This is a genomic window from Halomicrobium sp. IBSBa (assembly GCF_017612575.1).
Taxonomy (GTDB): Archaea; Halobacteriota; Halobacteria; order Halobacteriales; family Haloarculaceae; genus Halomicrobium.
Window position 1 is genome coordinate 259414 of sequence record NZ_JADPQC010000003.1, and the last position, 20017, is coordinate 279430.

At 67.5% G+C, this 20017-nt stretch carries 23 protein-coding genes; 14 read left to right on the top strand and 9 right to left on the bottom strand.

What is annotated here, in order from left to right:
• The first annotated feature begins 14 nt into the window (after positions 1 to 14).
• Together IL252_RS10835 and IL252_RS10840 are read left to right on the top strand one after the other, a co-directional pair.
• Positions 15 to 773, top strand: coding sequence for an MBL fold metallo-hydrolase (locus IL252_RS10835; RefSeq protein WP_208628010.1), 759 nt, complete (start codon positions 15 to 17; stop codon positions 771 to 773).
• Positions 774 to 834: 61 nt separating this feature from the next.
• Positions 835 to 1206: a TRAM domain-containing protein gene (locus tag IL252_RS10840; RefSeq protein WP_208628011.1), complete on the top strand. Its 372-nt coding sequence runs from the start codon at positions 835 to 837 to the stop codon at positions 1204 to 1206.
• A gap of 184 nt (positions 1207 to 1390) precedes the next feature.
• On the opposite strand, the gene IL252_RS10845 is transcribed toward IL252_RS10840, so the two are convergent.
• The gene (locus tag IL252_RS10845) at positions 1391 to 2353 is read right to left on the bottom strand and encodes a peptidylprolyl isomerase (protein WP_170094283.1); all 963 of its coding nucleotides are present in this window, start codon (positions 2351 to 2353) and stop codon (positions 1391 to 1393) included.
• Between the two features lie 132 nt (positions 2354 to 2485).
• Here IL252_RS10845 and cyaB point away from each other — a divergent pair, with 132 nt between their 5' ends.
• The 4 genes from cyaB to IL252_RS10865 all read left to right on the top strand — a co-directional run bounded on the left by cyaB (position 2486) and on the right by IL252_RS10865 (position 6283).
• A complete protein-coding gene (gene cyaB, locus IL252_RS10850) occupies positions 2486 to 3037 on the top strand; it encodes a class IV adenylate cyclase (protein WP_208628012.1) in 552 nt (183 codons plus the stop codon).
• Between the two features lie 60 nt (positions 3038 to 3097).
• A complete protein-coding gene (locus tag IL252_RS10855; protein WP_208628013.1) occupies positions 3098 to 4300 on the top strand; it encodes a methionine adenosyltransferase in 1203 nt (400 codons plus the stop codon).
• 280 nt (positions 4301 to 4580) lie between these two features.
• Positions 4581 to 5768 carry a tRNA sulfurtransferase gene (locus tag IL252_RS10860; protein WP_208628014.1) on the top strand — a complete coding sequence of 396 codons (1188 nt, stop codon included), beginning with the start codon at positions 4581 to 4583 and terminating at the stop codon, positions 5766 to 5768.
• A gap of 41 nt (positions 5769 to 5809) precedes the next feature.
• Positions 5810 to 6283: a DUF5804 family protein gene (locus IL252_RS10865; RefSeq protein ID WP_015763262.1), complete on the top strand. Its 474-nt coding sequence runs from the start codon at positions 5810 to 5812 to the stop codon at positions 6281 to 6283.
• A 96-nt stretch (positions 6284 to 6379) separates the two neighbouring features.
• On the opposite strand, the gene IL252_RS10870 is transcribed toward IL252_RS10865, so the two are convergent.
• On the bottom strand, positions 6380 to 7339 hold the full coding sequence (locus IL252_RS10870) for a hypothetical protein (protein WP_208628015.1): 960 nt from the start codon (positions 7337 to 7339) through the stop codon (positions 6380 to 6382).
• A gap of 156 nt (positions 7340 to 7495) precedes the next feature.
• Positions 7496 to 8410, bottom strand: coding sequence for a PLP-dependent cysteine synthase family protein (locus IL252_RS10875; RefSeq protein WP_208628016.1), 915 nt, complete (start codon positions 8408 to 8410; stop codon positions 7496 to 7498).
• 117 nt (positions 8411 to 8527) lie between these two features.
• Here IL252_RS10875 and IL252_RS10880 point away from each other — a divergent pair, with 117 nt between their 5' ends.
• Positions 8528 to 8938: a thioredoxin family protein gene (locus IL252_RS10880; RefSeq protein ID WP_170094290.1), complete on the top strand. Its 411-nt coding sequence runs from the start codon at positions 8528 to 8530 to the stop codon at positions 8936 to 8938.
• A gap of 52 nt (positions 8939 to 8990) precedes the next feature.
• On the opposite strand, the gene IL252_RS10885 is transcribed toward IL252_RS10880, so the two are convergent.
• Together IL252_RS10885 and IL252_RS10890 are read right to left on the bottom strand one after the other, a co-directional pair.
• Positions 8991 to 9272: a hypothetical protein gene (locus IL252_RS10885; protein ID WP_208628017.1), complete on the bottom strand. Its 282-nt coding sequence runs from the start codon at positions 9270 to 9272 to the stop codon at positions 8991 to 8993.
• Positions 9273 to 9323: 51 nt separating this feature from the next.
• The gene (locus IL252_RS10890; protein WP_208628018.1) at positions 9324 to 11471 is read right to left on the bottom strand and encodes a thioredoxin domain-containing protein; all 2148 of its coding nucleotides are present in this window, start codon (positions 11469 to 11471) and stop codon (positions 9324 to 9326) included.
• A gap of 238 nt (positions 11472 to 11709) precedes the next feature.
• Between IL252_RS10890 and IL252_RS10895 the strand changes: the two genes are divergently transcribed.
• The 5 genes from IL252_RS10895 to IL252_RS10915 all read left to right on the top strand — a co-directional run bounded on the left by IL252_RS10895 (position 11710) and on the right by IL252_RS10915 (position 16025).
• Positions 11710 to 12780, top strand: a complete 1071-nt coding sequence (locus tag IL252_RS10895) for a hypothetical protein (RefSeq protein ID WP_208628019.1) — start codon at positions 11710 to 11712, stop codon at positions 12778 to 12780.
• 225 nt (positions 12781 to 13005) lie between these two features.
• Positions 13006 to 14298 (top strand): phosphoribosylamine--glycine ligase, encoded by a 1293-nt coding sequence (gene purD / locus IL252_RS10900; RefSeq protein WP_208628020.1) that lies wholly within the window; start codon positions 13006 to 13008, stop codon positions 14296 to 14298.
• Positions 14299 to 14369: 71 nt separating this feature from the next.
• Positions 14370 to 14888 carry a DapH/DapD/GlmU-related protein gene (locus IL252_RS10905; protein ID WP_170094295.1) on the top strand — a complete coding sequence of 173 codons (519 nt, stop codon included), beginning with the start codon at positions 14370 to 14372 and terminating at the stop codon, positions 14886 to 14888.
• 24 nt (positions 14889 to 14912) lie between these two features.
• Positions 14913 to 15647 (top strand): NRDE family protein, encoded by a 735-nt coding sequence (locus IL252_RS10910; RefSeq protein WP_208628021.1) that lies wholly within the window; start codon positions 14913 to 14915, stop codon positions 15645 to 15647.
• 27 nt (positions 15648 to 15674) lie between these two features.
• Complete coding sequence (locus IL252_RS10915; RefSeq protein ID WP_208628022.1) at positions 15675 to 16025, top strand: MarR family transcriptional regulator; 351 nt, start codon at positions 15675 to 15677, stop codon at positions 16023 to 16025.
• Between the two features lie 45 nt (positions 16026 to 16070).
• Here IL252_RS10915 and IL252_RS10920 read toward each other — a convergent pair whose 3' ends face one another.
• From IL252_RS10920 to IL252_RS10930, 3 genes are read right to left on the bottom strand one after another with little or no spacing between them, the layout of a single operon-like run.
• On the bottom strand, positions 16071 to 16493 hold the full coding sequence (locus tag IL252_RS10920; protein ID WP_208628023.1) for a hypothetical protein: 423 nt from the start codon (positions 16491 to 16493) through the stop codon (positions 16071 to 16073).
• A gap of 39 nt (positions 16494 to 16532) precedes the next feature.
• The gene (locus tag IL252_RS10925) at positions 16533 to 16853 is read right to left on the bottom strand and encodes a hypothetical protein (protein WP_208628024.1); all 321 of its coding nucleotides are present in this window, start codon (positions 16851 to 16853) and stop codon (positions 16533 to 16535) included.
• Positions 16846 to 17877: a PGF-CTERM sorting domain-containing protein gene (locus IL252_RS10930; protein ID WP_208628025.1), complete on the bottom strand. Its 1032-nt coding sequence runs from the start codon at positions 17875 to 17877 to the stop codon at positions 16846 to 16848. Before IL252_RS10930 ends, IL252_RS10925 begins: the two co-directional genes overlap by 8 nt.
• Positions 17878 to 17984: 107 nt before the next feature.
• Here IL252_RS10930 and IL252_RS10935 point away from each other — a divergent pair, with 107 nt between their 5' ends.
• Positions 17985 to 18467, top strand: a complete 483-nt coding sequence (locus IL252_RS10935; RefSeq protein WP_208628026.1) for a hypothetical protein — start codon at positions 17985 to 17987, stop codon at positions 18465 to 18467.
• Here the strand turns inward: IL252_RS10935 and IL252_RS10940 are convergent.
• Positions 18460 to 19215 (bottom strand): DUF2797 domain-containing protein, encoded by a 756-nt coding sequence (locus tag IL252_RS10940; protein WP_208628027.1) that lies wholly within the window; start codon positions 19213 to 19215, stop codon positions 18460 to 18462. The genes IL252_RS10935 and IL252_RS10940 overlap by 8 nt on opposite strands.
• A 145-nt stretch (positions 19216 to 19360) precedes the next feature.
• Here IL252_RS10940 and IL252_RS10945 point away from each other — a divergent pair, with 145 nt between their 5' ends.
• On the top strand, positions 19361 to 20017 hold the full coding sequence (locus IL252_RS10945) for a thioredoxin domain-containing protein (RefSeq protein ID WP_208628028.1): 657 nt from the start codon (positions 19361 to 19363) through the stop codon (positions 20015 to 20017).

Here is a 20017-nt window from a genome sequence, read left to right on the forward strand (position 1 = left end):
AGCGGACCGGGAGTATGGACGTGACACTGTTGGGAACCGGCGACGCCGCAGGCGTACCGCCGCTCACCCTTTCTCTCGACGACTGTAACGCTGGCGCCCGCCGTCGGCGCTCAGGCCTGCTCGTCGAGACCGACGATCAGACGGTCCTGTTCGACGCCGGTCCAGACCTTCCAGAACAGGTCCGTGAAACAGGCATCGACCAACTCGACGCCGTCTTTTTGACCCACTGGCACCACGATCACGCCGGTGGCATCGAGGAACTTGGCATCGTCTCGTCGGCGTTCGACTTCGGTATCTACCTGACCGAGACGGCCGCCGATCACCTGCGGACCGAACGACCACATCTCACGGGCTCGTTCGAGGAACAGACCCTCGAACACGGCCGAACCGTCCACGTCGGTGACCTCGAAATCGTTCCGTTTCCGGTCGCCCACGGCCGACCGACCTTCGACACGCTGGGTTTCACCGTCCGTCACGGCGACTCGACGGCCGTTTACGCGCCCGACATCGAACGATTCTGTCCCGATCGACCGGGTGGCAACGCTTACCGAAACGCCGACCTGCTGCTCGTCGAGGGGACGGCGTTCTATCGACCAGACATCTACGACGCCGACGTGGACTTCGAAATGCTGGTCGACGACTCGAACGCCGACCGAACGGTACTGACCCACTTGAACGAAGCGTATCTCGGACTGTCGACCGAGGAAATGAAGCAGCGGGCGCGAACGGCCGGATACGAGCTCGGTGTGGACTTCGCGACGTACTCGATGTGAGAGACCCAACGGCCTGACCGGACACTCACACTTATTTGAGCGACCCCGCACAGTCACGGATATGGAGACGCTTCCGGTCGTCGGCATCGACACGCCGTATCTCTGGATCGTCGGTGCTGTCGGGCTGTTGCTGGTAGTAGTGGTATACCGATGGCGGGGCTCCTCGGATCGCCGCCAGTCGAAACGCGCCCACGATGCGGCCCAGCAGCGCGATCCGCCCGTCGAGATCGGCGAGACGTACGCGTTCGGGATCACGGACTTCAGCGAACACCACTCGGGCGAGCGCGTCGCCGTCGGCAAGGTCGAGGGATTCGTCCTCTTCGTCGAGGACCTCCCCGGCGGACTGTCGAAAGGCGACGTGATCGAGGCGAAAGTACTCTCGTTCAATCAGGGACACACGTCGGCCGACGCGACGTTCGTCGAACGACGCTGATACCGCTGGCTGATTCTCGGTGCCTATTCATACTGCCGGCTGTCACTTCGTGAAGATCTTCGCCACCCCGGGGTGGCGAAATCGTTCACAGATTTACAGCCGGTAGTATCAGAGCGGACGGCCGATTACGCGACAGCGACGCAACTGGTGAGGGTGAAAAAACGGGAGAAGTTGCGGGAGCGATTTACTCGTCGGCTGCGCCTTCGATCTCGTCCATGATCTCGTCGGCATCGACGTCCGCGTCTTCGAGCGCGTCCTCGATGTCAGCGCCGCCAGCGCCGCCCATGCCGCCCATCATACCGGGCATGCCCATGCCGCCACCGCCGAGCTCTTCCTGCACGATGATGCGGTCGATGTCGAGCAGCTGGGTGAGCTGCTGGGCGATCTGCTGCTTGCCCATCATCCACTGCTGGTTCATCGTCAGCTGGGGCGTCGCCTCGATGTAGAGCGTGTCCTTCTCGACCTCGACGGTCTCGGTCTCGGGTTCGGCGTCCTCGTCGTCCTCGTCGGACTCGACGAGCTGCTCTTCCTCGACGGTCTCGGTCTCGAACCACACGTCGAGCTCCATGTCGAGCATCATCGAGAGGATGCCCTGGGCCTGCTCTTCGCGGTCATCGACCTCGCTGAGGACCTCGTAGTCGTACTCGATGTCCTCGCCGGCCAGCGGGTGGTTGAAGTCGACGCGCGCGCGGCCGCCGATGATCGTCTCGACGTGGCCGTGCTCGCCGTCGACGTCGACGTGTGCGCCGGGGTAGCGGTCGTCTTCCGGGATCTTGTCGGCCGCGACGGTACGGACCTCGCTCTCGTCGTACTCGCCGAAGGCCTCGGTCGCGGGGACGGTGACGGTGCCGGAGTGTCCGACTTCCTCACCGTAGACGTCCTCTTCGACGGCCTCGAACAGGTGGCCCTGGCCGAGCACGATCGTTCGCGGCGCGAACTCCTGGTCCTCGCCGACGCCTTCCTCTTCTGCGACTTCCGGGTCTGTCGTGTCGACGAGGTCGCCGCCCTCGACGGTGCGTGCGGTGTAGGCCATCTCGACGAAGTCGCCCTCTTCGAATCCCTGGGCTTCCTCTTCATCGGCCGCTGATTCTTCTGCGTCCTGCTCTTCGAGTTCTTCGTCCGCGTCGGCCTCGGATTCGTTACTCATACCCTATCGGTCTGGCGTTGCACTCTTAAGAACAACGTTTCGGCTGCGCGACCGGGGCGGACGGGACCCGATATCGCGCTCGCTCCCGTGGTTCTCGAATGCATTTTATCCCCTGACGGTCAGTCTCGGGGTATGTACGAGGTCGAACTCAAGGTCGAGACCGACCACGAGCCCGTGCGCGAGCGACTCGACGAGCTCGGGGCGACGTTCCTGGGCACCGTCGAACAGGCAGACACGTACTACGACGCGCCCCACAGGGAGTTCGCCGAGACCGACGAGGCGCTGCGGGTGCGTCGCGAGACCGTCGACGGCGAGTCCTCGGCGGTGATGACCTACAAGGGACCCAAAGTCGACGCGGAGTCGAAGACCCGCGAGGAGATCGAGACCGGGGTCGGTGACGGTGACGACGCGGCGGCGATCTTCGAGTCGGTCGGGTTCGAGGCCGCGGCGACGGTTCGCAAAGAGCGCGACCGCTATCGACTCGACGGCTACACGGTCACGCTCGACTCGGTGGCTGGCGCGGGCTCGTTCGTCGAGGTCGAGACCGAGGCCGAGAAGATCGACGCCGCGCGCGAGGGGGCAGCCGATCTCATGCGCGATCTCGGACTGAATCCCGACGACCAGATCCGGACCTCGTACCTCGGGCTGTTACTCGACGACGCCGACGCTGATGCGAGAGAGTAATCATATCCGAGGATTTGGTTTCCGCAAGTTATAGAACCGGGGCCATCGAACGCAGTACCAATGACAGATCGGAACATCCACGTGCAGCCGTCTTCTGGGCTGGCAGTCGAGGAACAGGGCGTCGAGATCGTCGAGCGAAAGGGGATCGGTCATCCCGACTCGATCTGTGACGGCGTCGCGGAGACGGTCTCGCGGGCCCTCGCACAGACGTACCTCGACCGCTTCGGAACGGTCCTGCACTACAACACCGACGAGAGCCAGCTCGTCGCCGGGACCGCCGCTCCGGCCTTCGGCGGCGGCGAGGTGCTGGAACCGATCTATCTGCTGATCGTCGGACGGGCGACCAAGAGCTACGAGGGCGAGCGCATTCCCGCGGAGACGATCGCGCTCGAAGCGGCGCGGGACTACCTGGAGGCGAACTTCCCGTATCTGGACGTCGGCACGGACATCGTCGTCGACGTTCGCCTCGGCGAGGGCAGCGGCGACCTCCAGGACGTGTTCGGCGACGAGGGGGCCGTGCCGATGGCCAACGACACGAGCTACGGCGTCGGGCACGCACCGCTGTCGGAAACCGAACAGATCGTCAAAGCCACCGAGCAACGGCTCAACGGCGAGTACTCGGTCGACCACCCGGAGGTCGGGCAGGACGTGAAGGTGATGGGCAAGCGCGAGGACGACCACATCGACGTGACCGTCGCCGCGGCGATGGTGGATCGACACATCGAGGACCTCGAAGCGTACAAGGATGCCGTCGCCAGCGTCCGTCGGTACGTCGAAGACCTCGCCACGGAGTTCACCGACCGAGCGGTGACGGTCCACGTCAACACCGCCGACGACTACGACGAGGGGTCGATCTACCTGACGACGACCGGCACCTCCGCCGAGCAGGGCGACGACGGCTCCGTCGGCCGTGGCAACCGCGCGAACGGCCTCATCACTCCGAACCGACCGATGAGTATGGAGGCCACCTCCGGCAAGAACCCGGTCAACCACATCGGGAAGATCTACAACCTCCTCTCGACGGAGATCGCAAAGAGCGTCGTCGACGAGGTCGACGGCATCGAACAACTCCAGATCCGACTGCTCTCTCAGATCGGCTCGCCGATCGACCAGCCCCACGTCGCCGACGCCGAACTCGTCACCGAGGACGGCGTCACCGTCGCGGACCTCGAGGACGAGGTCGAGGCCGCGATCGACGACGAGTTGGCCGACGTGACCAACGTCACCCGACGCGTCGTCGACGGTGAGCTCTCGACGTTCTAAGCGAGAGCCAAAGCGACCATCGGGAGCGCGGCTCTCGGAAATTACGAGCGGGAGAGAGCGGCGGGAACGACACGCGAGCAGCGAGAGCCAAAGCGACCATCGGGAGCGACGGGCCTCGAACCGACGCGGGGAACGGAGTGACCCGCGGAGCCCGGTCTGATACGGACAGTTGTAGCGATGGACCGGTGAGCGTCTACCCCGTGGCGACGCTCACCGGTACGTAGCGACAACGTTCCGTACGAGGCGACATTCCTTTATCGCGGATCGGTCAAGCATCGGTATGCACCCGCCGAGAGCCGACATCGTCCTCGTTCGCCACGGCGAGATCGGGACCAAGAGCGAACAGGTGCGCCGATCGATGGAGGAGCGACTGGCGACGAACCTCTCGGCGCTGCTCGCGGATCGCGGCGTCGACGGCTCGGTCGAACGAGAACGGACGCGGCTGTTCGTCCACACCGACGAGCCCGGCGCCGCCGTCGAGGCCGCGACAGACACCTTCGGCGTCGTCTCTGCGAGCGCCGCCGTCCGCACCGAGCCGACGCTGGACGCCATCTGTGAGGGGCTGGCAGAGATTGCACGCGAGCGATTCGACGGTGGCACCTTCGCCGTCGACGCCCGCCGGGCCGGCCAGCAGTCTGCCCACGACTTCTCCAGCGAGGACATCGAGTCCGACGGCGGCGCTGCCGTCTGGGCCGCGATCGAAGCGGCGGGCGGCGATCCGGCGGTCGACCTCGACGATCCCGACCTGACGTTCCACGTCGAGTGTCGTCGAGAGGTCGCGTACCTGTTTCTCGACAAGCAGGCGGGTCCCGGTGGACTCCCCGTCGGGACTCAGGAGCCCGTCGTCGTCTTGCTCTCCGGGGGGATCGACTCTCCCGTCGCGGCCTGGAAGCTGCTCAAGCGCGGCTGTCCCGTCGTGCCGGTGTACGTCGACCTCGGAGCGTACGGCGGTCCGGACCACCGCGCGCGAGCCCTCTCGACCGCCGAGACGCTCGCCAGCTACGTCCCGAACTTCGACCTCTCGGCCCGGATCGCCGACGGTGGGGATGTCGTGGAACGGCTCTCAGCGGAGCTGGACGCACAGCGGATGCTCGCTCTGCGGCGGTTCATGCTCGCCGTCGGAGCCCGGATCGCCGAGCGTACCGACGCCGTCGGCGTGGCAACGGGCGAGGCGATCGGACAGAAGTCGAGCCAGACGAGCGCCAACCTCGCGGTGACGGACGCGGCGGTCGACTGTCCCGTCTTCCGGCCGAACCTGACCGCCGACAAAGCCGAGATCACGCAGCTGGCCCGCGAGATCGGGACCTTCGAGGCGTCGACGATCCCGACCGGCTGTAACCGCGTCGCGCCGTCGCTGCCCGAGACGAACGCCGACCTGCACGCCGTCCGCGAGCGCGAACCCGACGACCTGTTCGAGCGTGCGCGGGCCGTCGCCGAGCGTGCCGAGGTCGTCGCCCGCGACCGCTGAGAGCGAAACCACTATCCCCGGCGACCGTCTCGGACAGCACGATGGCGCGAGTGTGTCTCGTCGGCTCCGAGGACTGCAACCTCCGGTACGAACTGCTCTCGCGCGAGACCGCACGGGAAGCGCTGGCGACCTACGACATTCGCGAGCCGTTCGCCAACACTCTGGCCGTCGAGACCGTCAGCCTGGGGGCCGCCGTGGCGCTTTGTAACGACCTCAACTGGTATCTCGTTCGCTTCACCGACGCCGCGATGGTGCTTGAACCGTCGGTCAGCGAGACGGAGTGGCTCTCGCGGTCGCTGGCGACGGCGATGCGCGACGACGCCGTTGACGAGGACGAACGCGACCGGTTCCTGAAGGTGTACGGCGTCGAGCCACCCGAGGACGACGACGCCGAACCCCGACTCGTCGAGCCGATGCTGGTGACGCGGACCGGCGATTCGATCCCCGAGTACGATCTGCGTGCGGTCGACGAGACGGTCGTCGTCAGGGTGTCGAGAGACGAGTTCGGTGCCTGATACTGCCGGCTGTCACTTCGTGAAGATCTTCGCCACCCCGGGGTGGCGAAATCGTTCACAGATTTACAGCCGGTAGTATGAGACTGCCGGCGACCGTCAGTGGACCCACTCTCTGATCTGGAGCAGCGACCGCTCTCCGTCGAGGGCGACGTACCACGCGTCGTCGTTCGGGTGGGGGAGCTGTTCGGCCTCGGACAGGCGCTCCCGGAGCGCCGACAGCGCCGTCGACGCCGGGGCGCACTCCTCGTAGCGGCCGTCGATCGCGGCGGTGAGGATCGACCGTTGCGCTTCGGGCAGGTCGTCGAGCGCGACGAGATACCGCTCGGCGGCGAACGAACGGAGCGCGGGCTCGTCTGTGGCGACCCGTTCGAGGGTGTACTCGAACGTTCGCCGCTCTTTGGTCTCCTCGGAGTCGCCGGCGACGTCGACGCGCATCGTCCGGTCTCGCCACCGGACCCAGGTCCGATTCCCGACGAGCCGCGAGTCCGTCCCGCCGTCGGGGTAGGGTGCCGGGAACGCTCGAATCGAGAGCTGTCGCTGCGGGAGCCCGTCTCCATCACCCTCTGATTCGGGGTTCAGTACTGCCGATTCGAGCGCGGCCCGGTCAGATTCGGGTAGCTCCTCGAAGTGGACGACCGTCGCGCCCTCGGGCGCGGTCTGTCCCGCTTCCCAGGACACGTCCATCTCGTAGGCCGGAATCGCGTCGACGGCGACGATCTCGGACGCCGTCCGGTAGAATTCGCCGTCGTGGCGTACGATCACGCCGTCGCGCAGCGGTCTGGAGCCGTCGGTCGTGTACGCCGCAGGCCCGTCGCTGGCTGCCCGTTCGACGATCGATCGCTCCGTCTCGTTCAGGCTGACCGGGAGGTCGTCGGCCGGTGCGTACGGCCCGGTCGTGAGGACGATGCCCGACGTACAGTCGGCCGTCTCGGATCCGTTCGGGCTCGAAGTCGGCGAGCGCTGATCCGGGCGGTCGCTCTCCGGATCGGTCCCGACACAGCCGGCCGCGAGCAGCGAGGCGCTGGCTGCGAGGACGCGGCGGCGAGATCGTTGCATACCCGTCTCTGCCGTCCGTACTGATAAACTCCTTGTGGAGGCTCAAAACGCGGTCGAGGCGACTTCGGACGGTTCTATCGTGGCCATCGAACTTCGATGCACACCCGATCGCACGACAGCAGTGCGATCGGTGTGTCCAGCGTTGCAACCGGTACGCTACTCGTCGAACATCCCCGTCGACATGTAGCGCTCGCCGCTGTCCCAGTAGACGGTCACGACGAGCGGGTCCGCGACGCCATCGTCGAGCAACTCGGCGGCCTTCTCTCTGGCGGCGAGGTTCGACGCCCCAGAGGACTGGCCCACGAGGATTCCCTCCTCGCGGGCCAGGCGACGGCACTCGTCTTCGGCGTCGGCGAGTTCGACCGTCGTCACCGAATCGAGCAGGTCCACGTCGAGGTTCGGGCTGACGAACCCCGGTCCCATCCCCTGGAAGCTGTCTTCGCCGGTCCCGGGCTCTTGCCCCGAGAGGACGGCGTTGTCGGCCGGTTCGACGCCGACGATGTCCACGTCCGGGAACGCCTCGCGGAGCCGACGGCCGACCCCGGTGATGGTTCCGCCCGTGCCGATCCCGGCGACGAAGGCGTCGACCGTCCGGTCCCCGACCTGTTCGACGATCTCCGGGCCCGTCGTCTCGTAGTGTGCCCGCGGGTTGGCCTCGTTCTCGAACTGCCGGAGCTGGACGTACCCCTCCTCGGCTTCGAGTTCGTCGGCCCGGTCTTTCGCGGCGGAGATGTCGCCGTCGACGAGCTCGATCTCCGCGCCGTAGGCGTTCATTATCTGGCGGCGCTCGGGCGACTTCGAGCCCGGCATCACGAGGCACACGTCGTACCCCTTGGCCGCGCCGGCCATCGCGAGTCCGATCCCCGTGTTGCCACTCGTCGGTTCGACGAGCGCGTCGCCGTCGCTCAGTTCGCCGGCTTCCTCGGCGGCCTCGATCATGAACCGCGCCGGGCGGTCCTTCGCGGAGCCGCCGGGGTTGAACGACTCGACCTTGGCTGCGACCGTCGCGCCCTCGGGTGCCGCGACCGAGACGAGCGGCGACCCCAGCGTCTCCAGGATTGTCTCGTTCATTACCGCCATCTTGAGGGTCCCCGGTTAAAACCCTCCCCGTCACCAGCATGGCGTGCCGTTACCGGTGACGACCGAGAGAGCGCGAGCGTTAAGCGACTCCGGGCGCTACTCCGGGGTATGCCACTGACAACGATGGAGCCCAACCCCGTCTGGTCGGAGGGGGCCTACGAGGACACCGTCGACGTACTGGCCGAGCACCGCGACGAACTGGTCTACAAGGTCTGGGGCGGCGACTGGTGCAAGGACTGCCGCTCGCAACTGCCCGACTTCGGCGCGGCGTTAGACGCCGCCGAGGTCCCCGAAGCGAACGTCGTCCACCACGAGACCGAGAAGGAAGACGACGGCTCGAAGACCGGTCCCGGCGTCGAGGAGTACGGGATCGAGTACATCCCGACCGTGGTCGTGGAGCGCGTGCCGGAAGGCACGGACAGCGCGAGCGGCGGCGAGGAGATCGCCCGCTTCGTCGAGGACGCGGACGTACCGATCGCGGTCTCTCTCGCAGAGGAGATCCAGGCGGTACTCGACTGAGACTGCCGGCTGTCACTGTTTCGAGACACTCGCGACCCCGTGGTCGCGAAATTCACTCGTCGCTCCGGCTCTGGTGCCACCAGTAGAGCGCGCCGACACCGGCGAGCGCGGCGACACCGACGGCGACCAGCACACCGGCGAGTGGCCACTGGCCGAGGACGAGGCCGTACAGCGCGCCGAGGCTGACGGCGGCGAGCCCGAACTGTGAAAGCACCAGCGCGGCGACGAACACCCAGAACGTCCCCCGCGAGACCTCGCCGACCGTCGCCGCCGTCACGTCCGGCGACGCCTCGTCTTCGGTCAGCAGTGAGAACGGGTCGAGCACGCTACGCACCGCTCGAACGCGGCCACGCCGACGACCACGGCCGGGCGACGGTGCGCCGTCTCACGTCTGCTCTGTCGCCCAGTCGAGCGCGTCCCGCAGGTGGTGTTGTGGCGGCGAACACGTGAACTGTCGGCAGGCGTAGACGGTCGCCTCGCCGTCGCGTGCCGTCCGGTCGGCCCAGATCGGCGGGACTTCCTCCAGCCCCAGCACGTCGAGCCACGCGTCGAGATCGTCGTCGCTGGGCGGCCGCCACGCGAGCAGCCGGTCCGGGAGGTACGTCTCGGCCAGCGTCGTTCGCCACTCTGCCGGGACCTCGTCGGCGACCAGCGTGAGTTCGAGGTCGCCCCGCCGATAGCGGTCGGCCGCGACGACCAGCGAGGCGTGTTGCATCGGATTCGCCTCGATCTTGTTGGCGTGTGTCTCCAGGACGCCCGCCGCGATCGTCTCGAAGCGATCGTGCGGGACGAACGCCGACAGCGAGAGCAGCGCCTGGACCGCGACGCCGCTGCTGGACGGCGTCGACTGGTCGGTGAGCTCCTGTGGGCGAGCCACCAGCGACTCGCCGCTGGTCGGCGTGAAGTACAGCGTGGCGTCCGTCTCGTCCCAGAACTCTCGCTCGATGGCGCGGGCCAGCGACAGCGCGAACGCGAGGTGTTCGACTTCGCCGGTCGCCTCGAACAGCGTCAGCGCGCCCCGAGCGAGGAAGGCGTAGTCTTCGAGGTAGCCGTCGATGGCCACGTCGCCGTCCTTGTACCGGCGGGCGAGCCGTTGCTCGCTCTCGTCCCAGAGGTGTTCGCGGACGAACGCGAGGGTGTCGGCGGCCGGTTCCGGATCCACGTCGTCGAGGACTATCGCGCCCTCGGCCAGCGCCGTGATCATCAGTCCGTTCCAGCCCGCGAGCACCTTCTCGTCGCGTGCGGGGCGGGGCCGCTCCTCGCGGGCCTCGAAGACCTGCTCGCGTGCGCTCGCCAGTTTACGCTCGACCTCGCTCGCTTCGAGGCCGCTGGACTCGCTCAGGGCCTCGATGGAGGCGTCGACGGTCAGCACCGTCTTGCCCTCGAAGTTGCCCGACTCGGTGATCCCGAAGCGGTCACACAGCAGGTCGGCCGCCGTCTCGTCGTCGACGGCCGCGCGGACCTCCTCGGGGGTCCAGACGAAGTACGCGCCCTCTTCGGGCTCGGCGTCCGCGTCCTCGCGACGGCCGGCGGGTGGCACACTCTGTGCGTCGAGCGTGCTGAAGAAGCCCCCGTCCTCGTGTGTGAGTTCGCGCTCGACGAAGGCGAACGTCTCGCGTGCGATCTCCGCGTACCGCTCGTCGCCGGTGAGCTGGTAGCCAGCGAGGTACGCTCGCGGGAGCGTCGCGTTGTCGTAGAGCATCTTCTCGAAGTGGGGAACGACCCATTCCCGGTCCGTACAGTAGCGGTGGAAGCCGCCGCCGACGTGGTCGAAGAGCCCGCCGTCGCCCATCGCATCGAGCGTCTCGGTGACGACCGCGCGCACGTCGTCGCCGTCCGAACGGGCGACCTCGCGCATGAGGTAGTGGAGTCGCCCCGGCTGCGGGAACTTCGGGCCGTTCCCCCAGCCGCCGTGTTCGCGGTCCGCGGCCCGAATCGCGGCGTCGACGGCCGCCTGCAGCGCCTCGTCGTCGGGCACGTCGCCCGGCTGTCCCACGTCGCCGACATCGCCCTCGATGGCGTCGGTCCACTGCCGGGCGCGGTTGTACATCTCTTCGCGTTGCTCCGAATCGGACCACGAGCCCGCGATGTCTTCGAGCAACTGGCCGAACGCCGGCATCCCGCGTCGCTCCTCAGGCGGGAAGTAGGTCCCCACGTAGAACGGTTCGCCCTCGGGAGTGAGCCACGCCGACAGCGGCCAGCCACCGCGGCCGGTCACCTGCTGGCAGATGCTCATGTAGATGGCGTCGAGGTCCGGGCGCTCCTCGCGGTCGACCTTGATCGGGACGAAGTGTTCGTTGAGTAGCGCCGCCGTCTCGGGGTCGGAGAAACTCTCGTCTTCCATGACGTGACACCAGTGACACGCCGAGTACCCGATCGAGAGGAAGATCGGCGCGTCGTGCTCGCTGGCGGCTTCGAGTGCCTGTTCGTCCCACGGCTGCCAGTTGACGGGGTTGTCCGCGTGCTGGCGGAGATAGGGGCTCTCGGCCTCGTTGAGGCGGTTCCGGTCCGTCGGGCCCGAGTCGCTGCTCATAGCCGACCGTCCGGGTGGCAGACGGGAAAGCCTGTCCGTCTCAGCGATCGCCGACCGACGTTCCAGTTCGGTCCGGGTGGTCGTCAGATACCTTCGGACGGCTAGCGATACCGACGAGACGGTGCGATCGACGGCCGACTACCTTCGTCTGGAGTCGGGGAACTGACCGGTTAGTGGCGGACTTCTCGGCCGTACACGACTCATTACGAAATCGATACGCCGAGAGGTGTCGCTACCGATGAGCCCAACAGACGACGCGACCGACGAGAACGGCGTCGACCGCCGACGCGTGCTGAAGACGATCGGGGCGGCGACTACGGGTCTGCTCGCCGCCAGCGGCACTGCAGCGGCACACGAGACCCAGTTCGAGGGCTGTGATCGCGTCTGTACGGGGACGGACGGGAGCTTCGCCGTCGTCGCCGTCGACGGGACCTTCACCTGTCGCCCGATGACGGCGACGAGCGGCGTTGACGTGCCCTGGAGCTGGCAGAGCTACTGTTACGAGGCGTCGGCCGACGAGACGATCGTCGGGCTGCTGGAAGAGAACGTCGTTCGGGGCGGAACTACCGACCCGAACGGGTCGTGTAGCCTCTGTGTCAACCCCAACGACTGCGCCGCGGCGGCCTACGACAGCGTCGGCGACATCGTCGCGGCCCTGGACCAGAACGACGCCTGTGGCGTGTGCGCCGGACACGTCGAGGCCGGGAGCGACTGTACGACGCACGCGGTCGACGGCGACGGCGGAGACGGCTCGGACGGCGACGACACCGGCAGTGGTACCGAGGGCGGCGAAGGGAGTGACGACGGCGACAGCGGTGACGGCTCGGACGGTGACGGTGGCGACGACGTAGACAGTGGCGAAGGGGGTGACGGGACAGACGGCGGCGGCGACCCAGACGACGGTAGTGAGACGGGTGACGACAGCTCGGACGGAGACGACTCAGACGACGATGATGTGGACGATGAGGACGACGAGAACGATGACAGCGATGATGCGGCCGATAGCGACGAGGACGACGGGAGCGATGGCGGCGATGACGACTACGATACGAACGAGCACTACGCGGACGACCGAGAGCTCTGGCGCAGCGACCTCGCGGACGGCGGCTCGGACGACGGGCCGGCGTGGGAGTGTGAGAACACGACCGAGAATCCGACCGCGATGGAGCTGTGGTACGATCGAGACGACACGCCGGTCGATCCCGCGGACAGAGAACGTTGCGGGTCGGGGACCGACGAGGACGAGGGCCTGCTGACGGCGATGCAGCGGTGGCTCGCTCGTGACGACACGCCCGACAGCCTGGACTGATACTGCCGGCTGTCACTGTTGCAAGCGATTCGCGACCACGGGGTCGCAACGTTCGGTACAGACGGACAGCCGGCAGTCTGAGACGGAGTCTCGTCGGTCCGTACCGGTCGATCGAACGACGACGACCACAGGTGTGTACGGGAAGACGGCCGTGAGACGGACTGAACGGCCGCCGACGCGAGGGGAAAGGCAAGGTTTAGGCCCCTGCCAGTCGCCCCCTCAGGTATGACAGAGACCGTGGTGCTGATCGGTGGCGGGGGCCGCGAGCACGCGATCGCCCGCTCGCTGGCCGACTCGGATGCCCGACTGTACGCGTGTGCCGGCAACAGGAATCCCGGAATCGCGGCGCTGGCCGACGGGTTCGAGACGCTGGACACGACGAACCCGACGGCGGTCCGGACCTATGCCAACGAGGTCGACGCGACGCTCGCGGTGATCGGCCCCGAGAACGCACTCGAAGCCGGCGTCGCCGACGCGCTCGACGAGGCGGGCGTGTACACGTTCGGTCCCCGACAGGACGCGGCCCGCATCGAGACGGACAAGGCCTTCCAGCGGCGGTTCATGCGAGAACACGACATTCCGGGCTGTCCCGACTTCGAGACGTTCGACGACATGGCTGCCGCCTGCGAGTACATCGACGACTACGACGGCGACCTCGCGGTCAAGCCGGCCGGGCTCACCGGCGGCAAGGGCGTCCGAGTCATCGGCGACCAAGTGACCGCCGAGGAGGCAAAAGCGCACCTCCGGAGTGCGGACTACGACCGCGTCGTCCTCGAAGAGCGCCTCGTCGGCGAGGAGTTCACCGTCCAGGCGTTCGTCGCCAACGGCCAGCTCCGTGTCACGCCCGCCGTACAGGACCACAAGCGCGCCTACGAGGGCGACGAAGGACCCAACACCGGCGGCATGGGCAGCTACTCCGACGCCGGCCTGGAGCTGCCTTTCATGTCGGAAGACGACTACATGGAGGCCGTCGACGTGCTCCGGGCGGTCGTCGACGCGCTGGACGACTACAAGGGCGTCCTCTACGGCCAGTTCATGCTCACGGCCGAGGGGATCAAGGTCGTCGAGTTCAACGCCCGCTTCGGCGACCCCGAGGCGATGAACACGCTCCCGGTGTTGAACACCGACTTCCTCGACGTGCTGACGGCAGCCCGAGAGGACGAACCCCTGCCACAGCTCTCTTTCGCCCCGCAGGCGACGGTCTGTAAGTACGCCGTCCCCGAGGGCTACCCGACCGAGCCGGCCGCGGGCGCGAAGGTGACGATCGACGAGGACAGCGCCGGCGACGCGCTCCTGTTCTACGCCAGCGTCGACGAGCGCGACGACGGCATCTACACGACGACCTCCCGGTCGTTCGCCGTCGTCGGCCTGGCGGAGACGATCACCGAGGCCGAGGAGATCGCGGAGGCGGCCCTCGACGCTGCCGGCGAAGAGGGCCTGCGGATGCGCCACGACATCGGCAAGCCCGACCTCGTCCAGCAGCGGATCGATCACGTGGACGAACTGCGCGGCGAGTAACGCGGGCCGAGATCGATCGGATCGGCGTCGACGACGCGGGTTTTTAGACGGCTCCTGACGAACGGTCGGTCGTGACTGGGCCACGACGACACGACCGCCTCGACCGGACGGCGACACCGGGACCGCACAACTCCCTGCACCACTGGCCGTCGGCCAAGCACCCGCTCAGGCTGGTGGTGAACTTCCTCGTCGTCTGGACCCTGCGGTACTCTCCGAGCCTCGCGCTCAAGCGGTGGCTGCTCCGTCGGCTCGGCGCGACGGTCGGCGAGGGCGTCTCGCTGGCGCTGACGGCCACCCCGGACGTGTTCTGGCCCGAACTGCTGACGATCGAGGACCACGCGGTCGTCGGCTACGACGCCACGCTGCTGTGTCACGAGTTCCTCCGGGACGAGTATCGGACCGGCGAGGTCGTCGTCGGCGAGGGCGCGATGATCGGTGCGGGAGCGATCGTCCTCCCCGGCGTCGAGATCGGTCACGACGCCAAGGTCGGTGCTAACGCCGTCGTCACGGCAGACGTGCCGCCGGAGACGACGGTCGTCGGTGCGCCGGCCGAGCCGGTCGGCGAGGACGACACCGACAGCACCCTTTAGCCCTCGGGGACCCTACACTCGGTCGTGTGTACGCTCGTCTTCGCCTGGCAGGTCTTCGAACAGCCACTCGTCGTCGCCGCCAACCGTGACGAACGGCTCGACCGGGAGTCGAACCCTCCCGCCGTCCACGACTGGCGCACACGGGTCGTCGCACCGACCGACGCGGAAGCTGGCGGCACGTGGATCGGCTACAACGAGCACGGCGTCTTCGTCGCGGTCACGAACCGCTGGACGGACGCCGACCTCGCGGGCGGGCGCTCTCGGGGCCTGCTCGTGCGCGACGCGCTGGGCGAGCGATCCGCGGAGGACGCCGCTCGGCTCGTCGAGCGCGCCGTCGACGCCGACGAGTACCAGGGATTCAACCTCGTCGTCGCCGACGCGTCGGCGGCCGTCTACACCGAGTGGGACGGGACGCTCTCGGTTCGCACGCTGAGCCCCGGCGTCCACGTGGTCGTCAATGTCGGTGCCGACGGCGACTACCGGATGCCCGACGATCGACGGGCGGCGGCACAGCGCCAGGCCGACAGCGCCGGTCGACTCGTCCAGACCCTCCAGCCAGAACCCGACGAGAACGGGGGCTCGTGGCTCGACCGCGCGGCAGAGACGGTCGCGGACCACGACTACGGCGTCTGCGTCCACGGTGAGGGGTTCGGCACCCGCTCGTCGTCGCTTGTCGTCCTCGGGGACGAGCGGTGGTTCCGCTACGCCGACGGACCGCCCTGTGAGACTGCGTATCGTCCGGTCGAAGGTCAGGTTTAAGCGGCCGACCCTCCCATAACGGAGTATATGAGCATGGCAGCCATCGAGGAGGAGCTCTCGGACGACGAGCGTGCCGGCCTGGAACTCATCAGAGAGTCCGGTGGCATCCACCAGAGCGACTTCTGGAAGAAACTAGACGTGTCTTCGCGCAAGGGGAGTCGAATCGTCGACTCGCTGGCGGACAAGGAACTGATCCAGCGCGAGGAGACCATCTACGAGGGGCACAACACGTACCACCTCACGCCGGCACCCAGAGACCTGGACTTCTCGCTGCTGATGGCCGGCGACCAGCTCTCGCCGTTCATCGGCGACGAGGAGGTCGACGCCCGGAGCGACGCCTTCTCGCAGTGGGTCATGAGCCTCGCGTACAACGAGTAGCGCAGCTTCTCGAACGGCAAAACGTAGAACGGACTGTTCGAAGCGCTAGTCTTCGAGCGCGTCGGCGATTCGGTCGAGCGTGCGGCGCACGTCGTGGACCTCGTCGCGCAGCTTTCGGACTTCGCGGGTCAGCTCTTCGTTGTCGCCGCTCTCTTCTTCTCGGCCGCCCGGTCCCATGCCGCCGGCACCGCCGGGGCCGCCGGGACCGCCGCCCATCATGCCGCCCATCATCTGTGCGAAGGGGTTCCCGCCGCCACCGCCGCCCATGCCGGGCGGGCCGCCGCCACCGCCCATCATCTCTTCCATGCGTTCCTCGCGGCTCATCTCGCCGTCCTCGCCCTCGCGCTCTTCGGCTCGTTCCTGACGGATCTCCTCGACGCGCTCTCGGAAGGACTTCTCCTCGTCCTCGCCCGCGTCCGAGGGTTCGTCTGCTGGCGATTCGTTCTCCTCAGCGTCGTCTTCTGCCATGGACGGCCGTTGGCGTGCGGGTCAGAAAAGGGTTGTCGTCTACGTGATGCGACGGACGAGCACCGACAGGCCCAGCGCGCTGGCCAGCAGGATGACGAGATTGAAGATCGCCTGGAACAGCGGCCGATAGTCCGGCGTGACGAAGTTCCGGATCGCGTTCGAGGTCGCGAAGTAGAACTGCAGCGTCGCGATCAGGGCCACCAGGATCAGGATGCCGAAGGCGGCCCACTGGAGCGCGTCGATGACGCGCTGTCCGGTGTCGGACTCCGCCGTCTCGTCGGTGTCGTCGGGACTCTGCGTCGTCTCGAACCCCTCGTCGTGCTGTGCCTCGATCGCGCCGCCGATGTCGTCGTCAGTCATTGATCTGTCTCCGTGCGGTCAGCAGTGCGGTTGCGAGCAGTGCCACGAGCGCGAGCCCGACGCCGAAGCCGGGACCGCCGCCGGTGGTCGTTCGGGTCTCCTCCGCCCGACCGCCGTCTCCTCCGCTGGTGCTCTCGTCGTCGAAGTCGCCGGTGTCGAACTCGACCGCTCGGCGCGTCTCGTTGGCCTCGACGACGCGGGTCGGGTCGAGGTTGGCGACGCCGATCGCGGTGTCGATCACGACCCCGTCACGCAGCAGGATTGCGTCGATGTAGTAGTTGTAGCCGTCGGGGACCGTCAGCGTCGTGCCGGGCTCGACGGTCCGGCCCGGACGGATCGTGCCGACTTCCTGGCGAGACTGTGCGGCGACGAGGTTCGACTCGGCCTGGCGAGCCCGGAGCCGCAGCGTCACGTCGCCGGCTTCGGTGTCGCCGTCGTTGGTCAGTGCGGCCGTCACCGACAGCTCCGAGCGGTTGTCGCTCGTCGTCGTCGGGTCGACGGCGATCGTCGGAATCTCAGCCGGGGAGTTCTCGTAGCGCTCGAACGCCACCGTCGAGTCGGCGTAGTCGGGCGTCAGTGCCTGGACGCCGCTGATCGTCCGCGTACCGCGGGCGACGCGGTCGCCGTCTTCGTAGACGATCGTCTCGATGCGGTAGCCGCCCTGACGCTCGACCGAGAGGTCGGTCAGCACCGAGACCGATCGATCGCCAGTCACGTTGCCGACGGACTCGTAGACCTGATCTTCCAGCAGGCCCGACTCGGCGTCGATCGCGCGGACTTCGAGCGTGACGTTTCTCGCCGGCCCGCCGCTGTGGACGAGCCGGGTGTCGAGCTGGAGGTTTGCCGTCCGACCGGGCACCGAGGTGACGTTGATCGTCGAGTCCTCGGTCTGGAGGTGGAGGTAGCTCGGCCGGACGTTCTCGTCGTCGGGCTCGTCGAGCACCCCGGGGACTGCGAGCGGTGTGGCGAGCATGGCGACGACGAGAACGACCATGCCGCCGGTGAGTATCGTTTCGCGTTGCACGTCCGAGAACCCTCCACGGAGTCATAAATGTTTTCTGACTAACCGAGGCGTATGCAATTCGGCCGCTGAGGGCAAAATTCATGCCGTCGCAATGAGAGTCCGACCGCATGAACCGACGAGCCGCCCTCTCGGTCGTCCTCTCGATCGTCGGTCTCGCCGCCGTCGTCGTCGGCATCTACCAGGAGTTGTTGCATTTCAGACCGATGTACGACGCGACCGTCCACACCGCCTGGGACGGCCGGATTAGCCACGAAGAGCGTCTACTCTCGCGTGTCGCCGTCGTCGGGGTTCTCGGCGTCCTCGCCTCTTTCCGGTGGCGGCGGGCCGCGCTCGGAGCGGTCGCCGCGAGCGCCGTCGTGTTCTTCTACGCGGCGAGAGCGGTCGGCCACTACGCCGCCGAAGGGTCGCTGTACACCGGCTTCTCGGTGGCTGGCGGCGACGCCGGACGCTTCGTGCTGGGTGCCGAACCGTACTGGCTCGTCCTGGGGGCCGCCTGCCTCCTCGCGGGAGGCGTGGTCCGTCTCTACACGGGACGAAGCAGGACCGCGAACACCACCGTCCCAGCGGACGCCGACGCCAGCATCAGCTGAACGCGCCGAGGTTGGCCTGGAGTTGCCGATCGACGCTGTCCTCGCTGAGCTCGTAGCCGACGGTGTCCCGGAGGTCGACGGCGTAGGTCCCGCCGCTGTTCTCGACGACGAGAAGACGCCCCTGTGACCCGACGACGGTACCAGACAGCAGCGTCTCGGCGATCGGACGGTCCGTCAGGCCCAGCCCGTACTCGAACTCGAACGTCTCGATGGGCTCGAACTCGTCGAGCAACGTCCGCCAGGCGGCCTCTTCGACCGATCGGTGTAGCCCCTCGATCTTCGTCGGCACGCGGACGCTGTCGCCCACCGTCGCGGCGATCTCGGCCTCGATCTGGCGAGCGACGCGTCCGTTCGCGACGGTCCGGAGGTGGGCCGCCCGGTCGGCTCCCTGTTCTCGCAGTCGCCGTTCGAGCCGCCACGAGCGGGTGACGCCGACTTTGAACGTCGCCGGAGCGAAGGCGGCCAGGTAGACGGCGTGTTCCTCGTGACAGCTCTCCAGTGGCATCGCACAGTCCCCGCGACACCGCGCACACGGCCAGCGATCGGTGTGTCTGTCACAGTGGGGTGCCGTCGGATTCTCGCAAGCGACGTGCGTTCCCTCGTCGATCGTGCCCGCGCAGTGGCGCTCGCCGAGCGAGTACGACACCTGCTGGCCGGGCTCCAGTGGCTCCGTTCGAACGGCTCCGTCGGTCCCGAGCAGGAGCGCGGCCGACTCGTCGACGCGAGCGCGATAGCCGACGACTTGCACGGCGGCGGCTACGGGATGGCGGGCAAAATACCCGTGGGATCGTCGCCGTCTCCCGACGCCCGCGTCGATGCCGCCCCCGCTCTCGGCGCGGATTCTACAGCACACAGACCGCGAAACTAAAGTGCACGAACTCCGATTGCCGACTATGGACGATCTCTCTCCGACGCGGCGCTCGCTGTTGCTGGCCGGCGGTGCAGCGGCTGCCTCGCTCGCGGGCTGTCTCGACTCCTCGAGTGGTGGCTCCGAGCAACCGGACGGAACGGCGACGGTGACGACCGGTTCGCTCTCGACGCCGGTCGCGGGCGATCCCGAGGCCGACGTGACGGTCGCCGTCTACGAGGACTTCGCCTGTCCACACTGTGCAACCTTCAACCAGGAAGTCTATCCCGACATCCGCTCTGAGTACGTCGAGAGCGGGGCGATCCGGTACGAACACCACGACTTCCCCCTGCCGGTCGACCAGAACGTCTCTCTGGAGGCTCCGAACGCGGCCCGAGCGGTACAGGACGGCGTCGGCGACGAGGCGTTCTTCGAGTACGCCGACCTCCTGTTCGAGAACCAGGGCTCACTGGGGCCGGACCGCTACGCGTCGCTGGCTCGGGAGGTCGACGCGGATCCGTCGACGGTGAAGACCGCAGCGGTCGAACAGGCCTACGAGGCGACTATCGAGGCCGATCGCGAGGGCGGCATCGACGCGGGGGTCGACCGGACGCCGACGGCGCTGGTCAACGGCGAGAGAGTCGAAGCCAGCTACGAGGCACTCAGCGCCGCGATCGACGCGGCCCAGTCCGACAGCACTTAA